This window comes from Halorussus gelatinilyticus (assembly GCF_023238445.1).
Lineage (GTDB): Archaea > Halobacteriota > Halobacteria > Halobacteriales > Haladaptataceae > Halorussus > Halorussus gelatinilyticus.
The window spans coordinates 174,742-190,204 of the sequence record NZ_CP096658.1 but is presented as its reverse complement, the minus strand read 5'-3'; the positions used below and the strand labels follow the sequence as shown (position 1 = coordinate 190,204).

General features: G+C 68.3%; 14 protein-coding genes. 6 read left to right on the top strand and 8 right to left on the bottom strand.

Annotation, left to right across the window (positions count from 1 at the left end):
- Window positions 1-215: 215 nt before the first annotated feature.
- Window positions 216-1,151 (bottom strand): class I SAM-dependent methyltransferase, encoded by a 936-nt coding sequence (locus M0R88_RS00925; protein ID WP_248655091.1) that lies wholly within the window; start codon window positions 1,149-1,151, stop codon window positions 216-218.
- A gap of 331 nt (window positions 1,152-1,482) precedes the next feature.
- Window positions 1,483-2,874 (bottom strand): cytochrome P450, encoded by a 1,392-nt coding sequence (locus M0R88_RS00920; RefSeq protein ID WP_248655090.1) that lies wholly within the window; start codon window positions 2,872-2,874, stop codon window positions 1,483-1,485.
- Window positions 2,875-2,955: 81 nt separating this feature from the next.
- Between M0R88_RS00920 and M0R88_RS00915 the strand changes: the two genes are divergently transcribed.
- The 4 genes from M0R88_RS00915 (at window position 2,956) to M0R88_RS00900 (ending at window position 7,065) form a co-directional block, all read left to right on the top strand.
- Entirely contained in the window at window positions 2,956-3,615 is a 660-nt protein-coding gene (locus M0R88_RS00915) for a helix-turn-helix domain-containing protein (protein ID WP_248655089.1), read from the top strand.
- A 108-nt stretch (window positions 3,616-3,723) separates the two neighbouring features.
- Window positions 3,724-5,565 carry an acetyl-CoA carboxylase biotin carboxylase subunit gene (locus tag M0R88_RS00910; RefSeq protein ID WP_248655088.1) on the top strand — a complete coding sequence of 614 codons (1,842 nt, stop codon included), beginning with the start codon at window positions 3,724-3,726 and terminating at the stop codon, window positions 5,563-5,565.
- A 68-nt stretch (window positions 5,566-5,633) separates the two neighbouring features.
- Window positions 5,634-6,008, top strand: coding sequence for a DUF7522 family protein (locus M0R88_RS00905; RefSeq protein ID WP_248655087.1), 375 nt, complete (start codon window positions 5,634-5,636; stop codon window positions 6,006-6,008).
- 106 nt (window positions 6,009-6,114) lie between these two features.
- On the top strand, window positions 6,115-7,065 hold the full coding sequence (locus M0R88_RS00900; RefSeq protein ID WP_248655086.1) for a biotin--[acetyl-CoA-carboxylase] ligase: 951 nt from the start codon (window positions 6,115-6,117) through the stop codon (window positions 7,063-7,065).
- A 200-nt stretch (window positions 7,066-7,265) separates the two neighbouring features.
- On the opposite strand, the gene M0R88_RS00895 is transcribed toward M0R88_RS00900, so the two are convergent.
- Window positions 7,266-7,760 (bottom strand): universal stress protein, encoded by a 495-nt coding sequence (locus tag M0R88_RS00895; RefSeq protein WP_248655085.1) that lies wholly within the window; start codon window positions 7,758-7,760, stop codon window positions 7,266-7,268.
- A 252-nt stretch (window positions 7,761-8,012) separates the two neighbouring features.
- On the opposite strand from M0R88_RS00895, the gene M0R88_RS00890 reads away from it, so the two are divergent.
- Window positions 8,013-8,189, top strand: coding sequence for a DUF7987 family protein (locus M0R88_RS00890; protein ID WP_248655084.1), 177 nt, complete (start codon window positions 8,013-8,015; stop codon window positions 8,187-8,189).
- A gap of 12 nt (window positions 8,190-8,201) precedes the next feature.
- Here the strand turns inward: M0R88_RS00890 and M0R88_RS00885 are convergent, their stop codons facing one another.
- On the bottom strand, window positions 8,202-8,861 hold the full coding sequence (locus M0R88_RS00885; RefSeq protein ID WP_248655083.1) for a helix-turn-helix domain-containing protein: 660 nt from the start codon (window positions 8,859-8,861) through the stop codon (window positions 8,202-8,204).
- Between the two features lie 82 nt (window positions 8,862-8,943).
- Here M0R88_RS00885 and M0R88_RS00880 point away from each other — a divergent pair, with 82 nt between their 5' ends.
- On the top strand, window positions 8,944-10,413 hold the full coding sequence (locus M0R88_RS00880) for a cytochrome P450 (RefSeq protein WP_248655082.1): 1,470 nt from the start codon (window positions 8,944-8,946) through the stop codon (window positions 10,411-10,413).
- Window positions 10,414-10,429: 16 nt separating this feature from the next.
- Here M0R88_RS00880 and M0R88_RS00875 read toward each other — a convergent pair whose 3' ends face one another.
- The 4 genes from M0R88_RS00875 to M0R88_RS00860 form a co-directional block, all read right to left on the bottom strand.
- The gene (locus M0R88_RS00875) at window positions 10,430-10,762 is read right to left on the bottom strand and encodes a DUF8022 family protein (RefSeq protein ID WP_248655081.1); all 333 of its coding nucleotides are present in this window, start codon (window positions 10,760-10,762) and stop codon (window positions 10,430-10,432) included.
- A 2-nt stretch (window positions 10,763-10,764) separates the two neighbouring features.
- On the bottom strand, window positions 10,765-12,309 hold the full coding sequence (locus M0R88_RS00870) for an acyl-CoA carboxylase subunit beta (RefSeq protein WP_368409404.1): 1,545 nt from the start codon (window positions 12,307-12,309) through the stop codon (window positions 10,765-10,767).
- Between the two features lie 104 nt (window positions 12,310-12,413).
- Window positions 12,414-13,778, bottom strand: a complete 1,365-nt coding sequence (locus tag M0R88_RS00865; RefSeq protein WP_248655079.1) for a sodium-dependent transporter — start codon at window positions 13,776-13,778, stop codon at window positions 12,414-12,416.
- 324 nt (window positions 13,779-14,102) lie between these two features.
- Window positions 14,103-15,437 carry a sodium-dependent transporter gene (locus M0R88_RS00860; RefSeq protein ID WP_248655078.1) on the bottom strand — a complete coding sequence of 445 codons (1,335 nt, stop codon included), beginning with the start codon at window positions 15,435-15,437 and terminating at the stop codon, window positions 14,103-14,105.
- Window positions 15,438-15,463: the final 26 nt, after the last annotated feature.

Below are 15,463 nucleotides of genomic sequence, written 5' to 3'. Positions count from 1 at the left end.
ATTTTCGTTTTCTTTGTAAACATTCATATTTTCCTATCAACGCGCCCGCGACTCCAGCCGCGGGCACTCGGTGCGACAGACCACCGTCGGGTGGGGGCTTTCTAAACGTTCTTTCCGACTTCCTGTGTCGCTGTTCTCGTCGTGTTCCGACTATCCCACACCGAGGAGACGGAAACCCTCGAAACGAAAGCCACCGACGAGCGAAAAACGAGAGACTATTCGACCCGACAGACCGCCAGCATGTGTTCCGAGCAGTCCGCGGCGGTCCGGTCCTCGCGGAGCATCCGCACCACCTCGCGCACGGATTCGACGGCCTCGTCGTCGGCGTCGGCCAACTCGCGTTTCATCCGCGCGGCGACGTTCTCCAGACCGACCAGTTTCTCGACCACGAACCCGGCGGCCTCCAGTTCGCGCTCGAACTCGTCGGCGCGGAAACCGTGGCACTCGGCCCAGCCCTCGCCGTCGGCGAGTTGAGCGACGCGCTCGGCGGTGTAGTCGCCGTCGGCGGCGACGGGCGCGAGCAGGCCGTGGGAGTCGTCGAGCGTGAACTTCAGGATGTCACGGAGCATGGCGAATCGGCCGATGACCGAGACGAAGACAGGGGCTCCGGGGACGGCGACGCGCCGGAGTTCGGCCATCGCGGTCGCGCGCTCGTCGTCGTCCACGACGTGGCTCAGGGGACCGCCGAGACAGCACACCGCGTCGAAGGCATCGTCCGCGAACCGGAGGTCGCGCACGTCGCCCCGTTCGGCGGTGACGCGCTCGGCGACGCCCCGCTCGGCGGCCTTCTCGCGGGCCAACTCGACCTGCGCGGCCGAGAGGTCCACGAGCGTCACGTCGTAGCCGCGTTCCGCGAGCCAGCAGGCGTATCGGCCCGCCGCGCCGCCCGCGTCGAGGACGCGGACGGGGTCGGCGTCTGCCGCGTCGTCGCGCGCCGCCTCGGCGGCGCGCGCCTCCGCCTCGGGCAGGTATTCGGCCAGATAGTCGGTCGTGTTCTCGAACTCCATCCGGGTCACGGGGTCGCGGTCGAGGCGCTCCCACTCGCCCTCGCCGAACTCGTCGTAGTAGCGTTCGGGGTCCAAGTCGGCGTCGCGGTCGCGCTCTGCGGCGGTAGCGTCCTCGGCGTCGCGCTCGCCCTCCTCGTCGCTCATCGCTCGGCCCCCGCGTCGGCGGTCGATTCGGTGGCGGTTCGTCGGCTTCGTGTCACGCGGTCGTGCATCGGTCGTATCCTGTGAGTTGCTGTCGCTGATAGTCGAAAATCGAGTCGAGAGGAGTCGAAACCGCCGGGTTTCACCCCAACGCCGCGTCAGCGGGGGTCGGGACTCCACCCGGCGAGACCGGTCGCCGGTCCGTGATTCGGGCCAGTTCGGGGTGGAGTCGGTCGCGTCACGGTCGAAGCGTCAGCGGGGCGGAACGTAAACCTTGGCGAGGCGTGTTACCGCGGGTCAATCTCGTCTCCGGACGCGCATCGTCATCGGCTGGTCAGGGCGCATCGTCGCCGCCATCGAGAGGTCCGGGGTCGCCGTCGTAGGTCGGGTCGAAGACGACCTCGCGGACCAGCGTCGCCAGCACGAGTTGGAGTTCGGTCATGGCGAAGCGCATCCCGATGCAGTGGCGCGGGCCGCCGCCGAACGGGAGGTAGGCGTACTCCGGCAGGTCGGCCTCGAACGCCTCGGTCCAGCGCTCGGGTCGGAACTCGTCGGGCGCGTCGTAGAACCGCTCGTCGCGGTGAATCTCGAAGATAGGAATCGTCATCGCGGTTCCCTCCCGGACACGGTAGGGACCCAACTGCACGTCCTCAGTCGGTTCCCGGAAGAGGACGTACGCCGGCGGGAAGAGGCGCAGGGCCTCCTCGACGACCCGCTCGGTGTAGTCGAGCGCGGGCAGGTCGGCCATCGTCGCGCGCCGGTCGCCCAACTCGGCGTCGAGTTCCGCGCGCAGTCGTTCGAGCGCGTCGGGGTTGCGTCCGAGCAGGTGCCACGCGTAGGTCAGCGCGAGCGCGGTGGTCTCGTGGCCCGCGAACAGGAACGTCACCATCTGGTCGCGGACCACCGCGTCGTCCATCGTCGTCCCGTCCGGTCCCTCGGCGGTCAACAGGATGGAGAGCAGGTCGTCGGGCGAGTCGTCGCCGTCCGCGCCGCCGGCTCTGCGCTCCGCGATGAGGTCGTCCACCATCGCCTCGAAGTCGGCCATCGCGCGCTCGAACCGGCGGTTCTTCGGCGTCGGCACCCAGTCGGGGAGGAACGCCGACGCGCCGCCGGCGTCGCCCCGAGCGTTCAGCGCGGCGGCGGCCTCCCGGACCACCTCGCGGCGGCCCGCCACGTCCACGTCGAACAGCGACTTGGCCAGAATCTTGAGCGTCAACTCCGACATCGCGTCCTCGACGTTCACCACCTCGCCGTCGGCGAGTCGGTCGCCCGACTGCTCGGCGTACCGGACCATCGCGTCGGTGTAGCTCCGAATCTTCTCGGGCGTGAACGCGGGTTGGATGCGGACGCGCTGGTCGCGCCAGACCTCGCCCTCGGTCAGGAGCAGGCCCTGCTCGGCGAATCCCGCCGCGGCCTCTTGGAACATCTCGGCCTTCACGAACTTCTCGTCGTCCTCGACCAGAATCCGCTGGACGTACGCCGGTTCGAAGACCGTGCAGAACTCCTGTCTGGCGACCTCGTACCGGACCGCCTCGTCGCGCGCGGCGAGGCGGTCGTAGAACCCGAACGGGTCGCGGGCGAACTGGAGGGTGTTGCCGACCAGCGGCGGCGCGTCGAGTTTCGGCGGGTCGCGGAGGGTGGGGTTCCCGTCGGGGTCGCGGGCGGTCGCGTCCGCGATGGACTCCGCCGCGGACGCGTCCGTCTCCGACGAATCCGAGTGGGTCATACCAGATGGTTGGGCCGGGCCGTCGATAGGAATTCCGTCGAAGTCACTAGCTCTTTTTTATGCGCCGGGGGAAGTTCGTCCGTGAAGTACCTCACGCTCACTCTCCGGCAACCGCGGGAGACGCGCCACCCGATGCAGAACTTCATCGCCGACTCCCCGGCGGTGGCCCGCGAGGAGTTGCTGGCGTGGAACATCCTCCGCGAGGCGAGCGTCGAGTACCTGCTGTTCTACGTCGAGGGCGACCTCGACCCCTACCGGACGGCCATCGCTGAGGTGGACTCGATTCCCGAGTACACGCTGGTCCCCATCGACTCGCGCTCGTTCTACGCCTACGTCCATCAGGAGACCCGCGAGACCGACACCGACTTCCGGTCGGTGTTCGCCCGGCGGCAGTTGCTCGTCGTGCCGCCCATCGAGTACACCGGCGAGGGCCACATGCGGTTCACGCTCATCGGTGCGCCAGAGGACCTGCGGAGCCTGCTCGACGAGTTGCCCGAGCGTATCGCCGCGGACGTCGAGGAGGTCGGCGACTACGACCGCAGGCACGGCACCGTCGCGGGCGGCCTGACCGACCGGCAGTTCGAGGCGGCGTCCGTGGCGGCGCGGCTCGGCTACTACGAAGTCCCCCGTGAGGCGTCGCTGGCCGACGTGGCCGACGAACTCGACTGCGCGGAGAGCACCGCCTCGAACCTCCTGCGGAAGGCCGAGGCGAGTGTGATGCGACGAATCGTCGGCGAGTGAGGGCCGAGACTCGTCAACCCAACCGCTCGCCAGCGTGGACGAGCCGCCCGCTCTTGCCGGAAGGAACCGACAGAATGAGGTATCCCACCCGAATATTTGCCGCCAAGAATGTTCGACAAGGTACTCGTCGCGAACCGCGGAGAGATCGCGGTCCGCGTGATGCGGGCCTGCGAGGAGTTGGGCATCGAGACGGTCGCCGTCTACAGCGAGGCGGACAAGGACTCCGGGCACGTCCGGTACGCCGACGAGGCGTACAACGTCGGCCCGGCGCGAGCGGCCGACTCGTACCTCGATCACGAGGCCGTCATCGACGCCGCGAAGAAGGCCGACGCCGACGCCATCCACCCCGGCTACGGCTTCCTCGCGGAGAACGCCGAGTTCGCGGGCAAGGTCGAAGACACCGAGGGCGTGAAGTGGATCGGCCCGGCCAGCGACGCGATGGAGCAACTCGGCGAGAAGACCAAGGCCCGCAAGACGATGCGCGAGGCCGACGTGCCCATCGTCCCCGGCACGACCGACCCCGTCGAGGACCCCGCGGAAGTGACGGAGTTCGGCGACGAACACGGCTACCCGGTCGCCATCAAGGCCGAGGGCGGCGGCGGCGGCCGCGGGATGAAGGTCGTCCGGAGTCCCGAGGAAGCCGAAGACCAACTCGAATCCGCCGAGCGCGAGGGTGAGGCGTACTTCGACAACGACAACGTCTACCTCGAACGCTACCTCGAGAATCCGCGCCACATCGAGGTCCAGATTATCGCCGACCACCACGGCAACGTCCGGCACCTCGGCGAGCGCGACTGTTCGCTCCAGCGCCGCCACCAGAAGGTCATCGAGGAGGGTCCCTCGCCGGCGCTCACCGACGAACTCCGCGAGCAGATCGGCGAAGCCGCCCGCCGCGGCGCGGACGCCGCCGGCTACTACAACGCCGGCACCTTCGAGTTCCTCGTGGAGGACGACCCGGATCGCGAGGACGGCGAACTCCTCGGCACCGACGCGAACTTCTACTTCCTCGAAGTCAACACCCGGATTCAGGTCGAACACACCGTCACCGAGGAACTGACCGACATCGACATCGTGAAGTGGCAGATTCGGGTCGCTCAGGACGAGGAACTCGGCTTCTCGCAGGACGAGGTCGAACTCGAAGGCCACGCGATGGAGTTCCGCATCAACGCCGAGAACGCCGCGGACGACTTCGCGCCCGCGACCGGCGGCGAACTCGAAACCTACGACCCGCCGGGCGGCATCGGCGTCCGACTCGACGACGCGCTCCGACAGGGCGACGAGTTGGTCACCGACTACGACTCGATGGTCGCCAAACTCATCGTCCACGGGAGCGACCGCGAGGAGTGCATCGTCCGCTCCCAGCGCGCGCTCGCCGAGTACGACATCGAGGGCATCCCGACCATCATCCCGTTCCACCGGCTGATGTTGCAGGACGACGCGTTCGTCTCGGGCACCCACACCACGAAGTACCTCGACCACCACCTCGACAAAGAGCGCATCGAGGAGGCCCAGGAGAAGTGGGGCGGCGCGACCGAATCGAGCGCGGGCGACGACGAGGAGGTCGTCGAGCGCCAGTTCACCGTCGAGGTCAACGGCAAGCGCTTCGAGGTCGACTTGGAGGAGCGCGGTGCAGCCGCGATTCCGACCGCCGGCAGCGGGAGTGAGGGCGGCCAGAAGCCCCAGCCTGCGGGCGGCGACGACGGCGGGAGCGACGCCGGCGGCGCGGTCGACGCCGAGGGCGAGAGCGTCACCGCCGAGATGCAGGGCACCATCCTCGACGTGAACGTCGCCGAGGGCGACGAAGTGGCCGCGGGCGACGTGGTCTGCGTACTGGAAGCGATGAAGATGGAGAACGACGTGGTCGCCGACCGCGGCGGCACCGTCACGGAGGTCGCCGTCGGCGAGGGCGACAGCGTGGACATGGGCGACGTGCTGGTCGTCATCGAGTAGTCTCCGACTTCTTCTCCGTCCCCGTCCCTGCCACAACCCACTTGCTCACCGGGAGCAAACCCTCATGCGTGTCGCAGGTCTACCCGTATCGACTCGCGGACTTCCTCCACGAACAGGTCGGCGACGGCCTGCGGAGCGTCATCTACTACGACCGCAACGAGTACGAGGTCGTCTTCGTCCGCGAGGACATGGACGACTACGAGGGCGGGGAGATCGACGACATCGTCGCGGACCTCTGGGCCGACTCCTACGAGCAGGCGATTCGGGAAGACATCCGCAGGCACGGTGCGCTGAACTGCACGGTGTGGCTGTTCGACGACGCCATCGAGATGCACTTCGTCGCCGACGAGCGACAGGGCGTCGCGGTGGCGCTGGACACCGAAACGTTTCTGGCCCAGAGCAGTTTCATCCGGCAGTGTCTCGGCGTCGCCGGACTGGAGTAGCGACCGCGACCCAATTCAATCCAATCCGACCGCGACCCGACGCGCCATACCCGGTGTCGTCCGCGGAAACGCACCTTTCTTGTCGGGGTCGGGCCTATCCCCGCGCATGAACGACACCCGCCGGGCCGTCCTCGACGCCGTCGCGGACGGGCCGATTCGCGGTCCCGAACTCGCCGACCGCCTCGCTATCTCGCGCAACGCGGTCTGGAAGCACGTCGAGGCGCTCCGGGACGCGGGCTTCGAAATCGAGAGCGGCGACGACGGCTACCGCCTCGACGGCGTGCCCGAGTACGGCGGTCCCGCCGTCGAGTTCGGACTGGACGCGCCCTTCTCCGTCGAGTACCACGACGCCATCGGGAGTACGAACGACCGCGCTCGGGAACTCGCCGGGGAGGGAGCCGACGACGCGGTGGTGCTGGCCGACGAGCAGACCGGAAGCAGGGGCCGCCTCGACCGCGAGTGGTCGGCCCCCGCGGGCGGCGTCTGGCTGAGTGCGGTCCTCCGGCCCGACCTGCCGCCCGCCCACGCCCCGGCGCTCACGCTCGCGGCCGCGGTGGCGACGACCGACGCGGCCCGCGAGGCCGGCGTGCCCGCAGAAATCAAGTGGCCGAACGACGTGCTGGTGACCGACGCGAACGCCGAAACCGCTCGCGGCGGCAAGAAACTCGCGGGCATCCTGACCGAGATGGAGGGCGAGGCCGGCCGGGTCTCGTGGGTCGTGGTCGGCGTCGGGGTGAACGCCAACGTCCCGGCCGACTCGCTCCCCGAGGACGCGACCAGCGTCCGCGAGGAGGTCGGCGACGTTGACCGCCGCGCCTTCGTCCAGCGCCTCCTCGAACGATTCGACGACCTCCGGGCCGACCCCGAGGCGGCAGTCGAGGCGTGGCGCGACCGGTCGGCGACGCTCGGCCAGCGCGTCCGCGTCGAAACCGCGACGGGGGAAGTCGTCGGCGAGGCGGTGGACGTGGCGGTCCCCGGCGCGCTCGTGGTCGAAACGGACGACGACGAGCGCGTCCGGGTCCACGCGGGCGACTGCGAACACCTCCGGCCGGTCTGACGAGGGCCGAGCAACGCAGGCCGGAGCGAAGCGGAGGCCGAGTAGCGCAGACGGTTGGGGAGGAGGTGCAGTGCCGTACGGAGCGGCGTGGTTCGCGGTACTGTGCGGTAACTCCTACTTGTCGGCATCAGTGCGATTCGCGGTGCTGTCTACGGTCGCGGCACAGGAGGAATCGCCAGTCACTGACTCGTAGCCGTCTTCTACGGCACTGACTTCTCGACGTTCGCGCCCTCGGCCTCCGACTCGGTGGACTTCTCGCCGTCGTCGCCGACCTGTACCGTCAACACCGGTACGGAACAGGCCCGGACGACGCCCTCCGCCACGCTCCCGAGCAGGAGTCGGTCGATACCGCCCCGGCCGTGGGTGCCCATCACCACGAGGTCGCAGTCCTCGCGCTCGGCGTACTCCACGATGCGCTTGCTCGGCGACCCGTCGAGGAGTTGCGACGAACACGCCACGCCGTACTCGGCCGCGATGTCCTCGACGCGCTCCAGCGCGGTCTCGCCCTCCTCGCGCAACACCTCGTCCACGCCCTCCCACGAGGTCTCCATGTGGAGGCCCGCGAACGTCGCCGAGTTGACGACGTAGACCGCGTGAAGTTCCGCGTCGTGTGCGGCCGCCAGTTCGGCGGCGTGTTCGACCGCGCGCTCGGTCCCGGTCGAACCATCGGTCGGCACGAGTATCCGGTCGTACATCTATCTGGTAGATGGTATCACTTCACAGAGCATAAGCGTTTGCAGTCGAGCGACGGTTTCGAGAGGGATTCGCCGGACGACCGTCTCTCTCGACGACCGAATTTACGATAGCACGACCGTTTTCGACACCGGAAGCGAGGAGTCAGCGAAAGCCCCGCTCGTTCGCGTTCGCCGGTAATCTGCGTCACCGAGCGCGTCCGGGGAACACCGAGCGTGGCCAACTACTTTCCGTCGGGAGCGCGGAGAGCGCGTATGGTCTCCCGCGAGAACGAGATTATCCTCGTCTGCATCGTCGCCGCCCTGCCACTCGGCTTCGCCGTCGCCTCCGTCGAGGGCGCTCCCGACTGGGCGGCCTACCTCGTCCTCGTCGCGGTGGGCGTCGTCCTGCCGGGGTTCCTGACCGGGCGATACCGGCCGGACGGGGCGTAGCGCCGCCGGTCCTCAGCGCACGAGCGCCGCATCGACGAGCGCGCGCTCGGCCTTCCGGAGGAGCGCGGACGCCGTACTCTGCGTGCAGTCGAGTTCGTCGGCCACCGCCGCGAGGTCGGCCTCTCGGGGCACCTCGTAGTAGCCCAGTTCGCGGGCGGTACCGATGGCCTCGAACTGGCGCATCGTCAGGCGGCCCGCCAGCGACCCTGCGAGGCGGCGGTGGTCGCTCACGCGCTCGACCTCGACCTCGACCTGTTCCGGGAAGTCGGCGACGACCTGCCGGAGTTCCTCGGGGTCGCCCAGCACCGTCAGCGCGACGGCACCGTCCGGCCCGAACACGATTGGCGGGACGACGACGACCCGGCGACCGTCCATCGCCGAGCGCCACGCCTCGTCCTCGGGCCGGAGGTCCATCGCCACGTAGGCGTAGAAGGCGTCGTCGTCCACGGGCGCGAGGTCGAACCACCGAACCTCCTCGACGGCGGCCAGCGCCGCCCGAAGCGATTCGATGTCGCCGGCCACCAGCGAGAGGAAGTATTCGACGCCCTCGTCCTCGTGAGTATGCCACGACAGCAACTCCTCGCGCTCGAAGGCGTCGCCGGGCGCGACGCGCTCGGGCACCGACAACTGCATCTCCGGCGGCAGTCGAATCGTCACGTCGAGCGATTTCACGGCCGGACGAACGACCGCCCTACATAAAAACACCAATAGCTTCGCGGCAATCGGGAGGTGACCGGACGCCCTCGTTTCTGACATGAGCGAACGCGACTACGCCGCGGAAAGCGCGGAAGCGACCGACGACGACGCCGAGACCGCGACCGCCGCCGGGACCGCGACCGTCGCCGAGACGCCGCCACACTGCTCGGGTCTCCCGGTCGTCGGCTCGACCGTCGCGGCGTCGCGCGACGGCGTGGCCTTCACCGACCGGGTCGCCTCGCACGGCGACTTGGTGTCCTACAGCGCGTTCGGCACGGAGATGCTCGCGGTCTTCGACCCCGAGGTGGTCGATACCGTGCTGGTCTCCGAGAGCGACGCCTTCGAGAAGGGCGAGTTCGAGATGGCCTTCGGCGACCTCGTCGCGCCCGAGGGCCTCGCCTTCGCCGAGGGCGAGCGGTGGCGACGCCAGCGGACCGCACTCCAGTCGGCGTTCACGCCGGACAAAATCCGGAGCTACGCCGACGCGATGGTCGAACACACCGCCGCTCTGAGCGACGACTGGGCCGACGGCGAGGTAGTCGAGGTCGGCGACGCCTTCGCCTCGCTGACCCTGCGCATCCTCACGCGGGCGCTGTTCGACCTCGACTTCGACGCCGAACGCGGCGCGGTCGTCCGCGAGGCGACCGACTCCATCTCCGCGATAATGGACCGGTTCGGCCTGCTCTCGGTCCTCCCCGAGTGGGTTCCCACGCCGACCAAACGCCGCTACGAGCGCGCGATGGCCGATTTGGACGCGCTCGTCGAGAGCCTGATGGCAGAGCGTAGCGTCGCGCGAAGCGCGACGGACGGCGCGAGCGGTGACGAACCGCGAGCGTCCACGGACGAGGAGCGCGACGACCTACTCTCCTTACTCGTCGCGGCCGCCGACGCAGAGGGGACCGGGATGGACCGCGACGCGGTGCGCGACCAACTCGTCACCTTCCTGTTCGCGGGCCACGAGACGACCGCGACCGCGCTGACGTACGTTTGCTGGCTCCTCGCCGGCAACCCGAACGTCCGCGAGCGACTCGACGCCGAACTCGATTCGGTCCTCGGCGACCGGGACCCGACCTTCGCGGACGTGCCGAACTTGGACTACACCGAGCAGGTCGTCGAGGAGGCCCTGCGCCTCTACCCGCCAGTCTACGCGCTCTACCGCGAGGCGAGAGAACCGACGGTCCTCGGCGGCTACCGCGTCCCGGCGGACGCGACGCTCCAACTCGCCACCTACAGCATCCAGCGCGACGAGCGCTGGTGGGACGCGCCCGACGAGTTCCGGCCGGAGCGCTGGGACAGCGAGGCGGGAGACGTCTCGAACGACGGCCGCCCGGAGTACGCCTACTTCCCGTTCGGCGGCGGGCCGCGCCACTGCATCGGGATGCGCTTCGCCATGACCGAACTCCAACTCGTACTGGCGACGCTGGCGCGCCGCGTCGAGTTCGAGCGCGTGACGGAGAAGCTGGACCTCTCGATGGGGCTGACGCTGGACCCCGGCGCGGTCGAACTGCGAGTGCGGAAAAGAGAGTAGAACGGCCGGGGGTGACTCAGAACCTGTCGCTCCGCCCCGAGGCGGCCCACGCGTCGGTGGGCGCGCTCGTGGGGACGCGACCCGCGCGACCCTGCAACCCGCGCAGGCGGCCCGCGAACGACCAGCGTTTGCCGTGCCACGTCGCCTCGTCGTCGCTCTCGGCGGCGGCCGCGGCGACCTCCTGCGAGCGGAGGTGCGCCCCGATTGCGGCGGCGATGGCGGCGGCCTCCTCGTCGGTAGCGTCGTCGGGAATCCGGAGGTCGGCGTCGGCGAGCGGGTCGCTCGTGGCGTCCGCGTCGCTCGCGTCGGCCGACTCCTCGTCGGGGTCGTCCGTGGTTGGCGTCGCCATGGTCAGAGCGGGATGTTGCCGTGCTTCTTGTCGGGCAGTTCGTCGCGCTTGCTCGACAGCATTTCGAGGTCGTCGATGAGGCGCGGGCGAGTCTCGGGCGGTTCCAGCACGTCGTCCACGAACCCGCGGTCCGCGGCGGTGTAGGGGTTGGCGAACTGGTCGCGGTACTCGTCGATGAGTTCGTCGCGGCGGGCCTCGGTGTCCTCGGCCTCGTCCAGTTCGTCGTCGTAAAGGATGTTGACCGCGCCCTGCGGTCCCATCACCGCGATTTCGGCGGTCGGCCACGCGTAGTTCACGTCCGCGCCGATGTGCTTCGAGGCCATCACGTCGTAGGCCCCGCCGTAGGCCTTCCGGGTGATGACGGTCATCAGCGGGACCGTCGCCTCGGAGTAGGCGTAGAGCAGTTTCGCGCCGTGGCGGATGATGCCGCCGTGTTCCTGGTCCGTGCCGGGCATGAAGCCGGGCACGTCCACGAACGTCAGGATGGGGATGTTGAACGAGTCGCAGAACCGGACGAACCGGGCGCCCTTCTCGGAGGACTTGATGTCGAGCGTCCCGGCGTTGACGCGGGGCTGGTTGGCGACGATGCCGACCGAGCGCCCGTCGAGTCGCGCGAAGCCGACGACGATGTTCTTCGCGTAGCCCTCTTGCACCTCGAAGAACGAGTCTTCGTCCACCACGCCGTCGATGACCCGCGTCATGTCGTAGGGCTTCTTCGGCTGGTCGGGGACGATGTCGGTGAGTTCCTCGTCGCGGCGCTCGGGGTCGTCCCACGGTTCGACGCGGGGCGGGTCCTCGACGTTGTTCTGGGGCACGTACGACAGCAGTCGGCGGATGTCGTCCAGCGCCTCCTCCTCGCTCTTCTCGGAGAAGTGCGCGACCCCGGAGGTCGATTCGTGGGTCTTCGCGCCGCCCAACTCCTCGAACGTGACCTCCTCGCCCGTGACCGTCTCGATGACGTCCGGGCCGGTGATGAACATGTGGCTGGTGTCCTCCACCATGAAGATGAAGTCCGTGATAGCGGGCGAGTAGACCGCGCCGCCGGCGCACGGACCCATGATGGCCGAAATCTGCGGGATGACGCCCGAGGCCTCGGTGTTGCGTCGGAAGATTTCGGCGTAGCCAGCGAGCGAGGTGACGCCCTCCTGAATCCGCGCGCCGGCCGAGTCGTTCAGCCCGATGACGGGCGCGCCGACCTCCATGGCCTTGTCCATCACTTTACAGACCTTCTCGGCGAACACCTCGCCGAGCGACCCGCCGAAGACGGTGAAGTCGTGGGCGAAGACGAACGTCTTCCGGCCGTTGACCTCGCCGTAGCCCGTCACCACGCCGTCGCCTTTGACCTGCTTTTCCTCCATACCGAAGTTGTGGCTCCGGTGCGTTCGAAGCTGGTCGAACTCGTTGAAGGTGCCGTCGTCGAGGAAGTAGTCGATGCGCTCGCGCGCGGTCATCTTGCCCTTGTCGTGCTGGGCCTCGATGCGGTCCTCGCCGCCACCCTGCAGGGCCTCTTCGCGCAACTCGCGGAGCTCCTCGATCTTGTCTTCCATCGTCATGTCGGGTCCCTCCGATGGCTACTCATTGGCCGATTTGAGGACCACGGAGCGGAAAAACGTTCCTAAACCGCCGGAGCGAACGGAAGGAAGTCGCCGGCCTACCCCACCAGTGCGCCGACCAGCGCGGCCGGCGAGATTCCGGCGAGCGCGAGCAGGTTCACCGCGAGCGTGGCTACGAGGAAGAGGGGCAGAACCGTCCGGACCGACCAGAGCCACGCCGGGCCGAGCGATTGGACGCGCGACCCCGCGCCCGAGGAGTACTCCGAGAGGGCGTCCGCGCCGAGGACCCACCCGACGAAGACGAGGAAGCCGGTGAGTCCCGCGGTCAGCATCAGGTTCACGAGCGTCCCGGAGACGAAGGTGAACAGCGACGGCCGGAGCGCGTTGGCGCTCCCGGTCACGAGGACGAGACCCGCGAGACCGAGCGTCGCGCTCCGGCGCTCGACGCCGTGTTCGTCCACGAGATAGGCGACCGGAATTTCGAGCATGCTGATGGACGAGGAGAGCGCCGCGAGGACGATGACGCCGAAGAACAGCACCGCGAGCGGTTGCCCGAGTGGGACCTGCGAGAACGCGCCGGCGAGACTCACGAACAGCGCGCCGGGACCGCCGCCGGTGGCCGCCGGTCCCGTCAACTCGCCGAACGTGGCGAACAGCAGCGGGAAGACGACCAGGCCCGCGAGGACACCGACGCCGGTGTTGAGGACCGCGATGGCGCTCCCGTCGAAGACGAGGTTGTTGTCGTCACCGAGATACGAGGCGTAGGTTATCATCGTGCCGACGCCGAGCGAGAGGGTGAACAGCGCCTGTCCGGCCGCCGCGCCCAGCACGTCGAAGAAGTTCGCGCGGAGGTAGGCCGCGTCGAAGTCGAGGTAGAACGACAGGCCCGCGCCTGCTCCGGGCCGCGTGACCGCCCACGCCGCCAGCGCGACCAGCAGGACGACGATGGCGGGCATCATCACTTTCGTCGCCTTCTCGATGCCGTCGCGGACCCCGCCGACCACGACCAGCGCGGTCAGCGCGAGGAACCCGACGTGGAACCCGACCGCCTGAACCCCGAAGTCGATGCTCCCGAAGTACGCGCCCGGCGACCCGAAGTACGACCCCGTGAAACTGGCGAGGAAGTACCGGAGAATCCACCCGCCGACGACGCTGTAGAACGACAGCAGAACGAGGGCGGTCACGACGCCGAACAGGCCGACCGCGCGCCACGATTTCGACCCCGACGAGAGTCGGTAGAGCGCGCCCGCCGGATTGCGCTGAGAGCGTCGCCCGATGACGAACTCCGCGAGGAGTCCGGGGACGCCGACCAACAGGACGATACCGAGATACACGACCAGAAAGGCGCTCCCGCCGTTCTCGGCGGTCATCCACGGGAAGCGCCAGACGTTACCGAGTCCGACGGCGCTCCCGACCGCGGCGAGGATGAAGCCGAGGCGGGTGTGCCACGATTCGCGTGTCATTGCTACGCAGTCTCCATGCCACCCCAAAGAGCCTTTCGAGTTTAGAATCGTAAGTTGGGATTCAAGACGGTTTCTGTCCGTATTTTCGTGATAATTTCGAGTGACGGACGCCCGATACGTCGGGTGCCGGTGAAAATCCGTAGATTCGAGCGCGAGATTCGCTCTCGAATCTACGAATCGTAACCGGCGGTGGGCCGTGCCGTCGCTACGAGCGTGCGGTCTCGAAGAAAAACGATCGGCGGAAGTTCGCGGAAGTCCGGAGCGTCCGGAGACGTCCGGAGTCGTTCGCGGGCGTCCGGGGTGTCCGGAGCGGCAGACTCTCGTTTAGAAGTAGCCCCCGGTGGTGAGACCCTCGTAGAGCGTTTCGAGACCGAGCCAGAGCGTCATGAGGACGACGGTCGGGACGACGATGCGAACCCACCAGAGCCACGCCGTGGTGAACGACGAGCCGATGGACGAGCCGCGACCGAGTTCGTCGATGGCCTCGCGGTCGGCGACCCAGCCGACGAAGATGGCCAGCAGGAACACCGAGATGGGAAGCAGGAGGTTGAACACCACGTCGTTGTAGAAGTCGAGCCACGTCGTGCCGAACGTCGCGGGCAGGCCGATGACCGCGATGGCCGCGCCCATCGCCAGGGCGGTCGTGCGTCGGCCGACGCCGTAGTTCTCGGTGACGTACGACACCGGCACCTCCAGCAGACTGATGGAACTGGAGAGGGCCGCGAACAGCAGGACGGCGAAGAAGACGAAGCCGATGACGCCGCCCGCCGGGAGGTTGCCGAACGCGCCAGCCAGCGCGATGAAGGCAGTGCCAGCACCGCCGCCAGCGCCTTCCGCGCCGCCCGTGGCGAACAGGATGGGGAAGACGACGAACCCGGCCAGTAGCGCGACCAGCGTATTCACGACGACGATAGCGCCGCCGTCCGCCGGGAGACTGTCGTCGCGCCCGAGGTACGACGAGTAGGCTATCATCACGCTGAACCCGAGCGAGAGGGTGAAGAACGCCTGACCCATCGCGGGCGGGACGATGGAGCCGAAGTTGCTGGCGATGACGCCGAAGTCCGGCGAGAGGTAGTACTCGTAGCCCGCGGTGGCGCCCTCCAGCGTGGTCGCCCACGCGGCGAGTCCGACCAGCAGAACCAGAATCGCGGGAATCATGACCTTCGTCGCGCGCTCGATGCCGTCGGTGACGCCCGACGCGACGATACCGATGGTAATCGCCATGAAGACGAGGTGTGCGCCGATGGCGACGGGACCGGAGGCGACGGAACCGAAGTACGCTCCGGCGTCGCCGAAGTACCCGCCCGTGACGCTACCGGCGATGTAGCTGAGGACCCACCCGCCGACGACGCTGTAGAACGACAGCGTCACCAGCGAGGAGAACACGCCGAGGCCGCCGGTGAACGACCAGTTGCCGTAGCCGAGTTTCTCGAACGCGGCCACGGGGTTGCTCTCGCCGCGCCGACCGATGACGAACTCGACCATCATCGTCGGGAAACCGATGAGGAAGACCGCCAACAGGTAGACGACGAGGAACGCCGCGCCGCCGTTCGCGGCGGTCTGGAACGGGAACGACCAGATGTTCCCGAGACCGACCGCGCTCCCGACGGCGGCGAAGATGAATCCGATGCGACTCGTCCACGTCTCTCGTTCTGCCATGTGTGAGGGTAGCTTTCAAAGGCCCA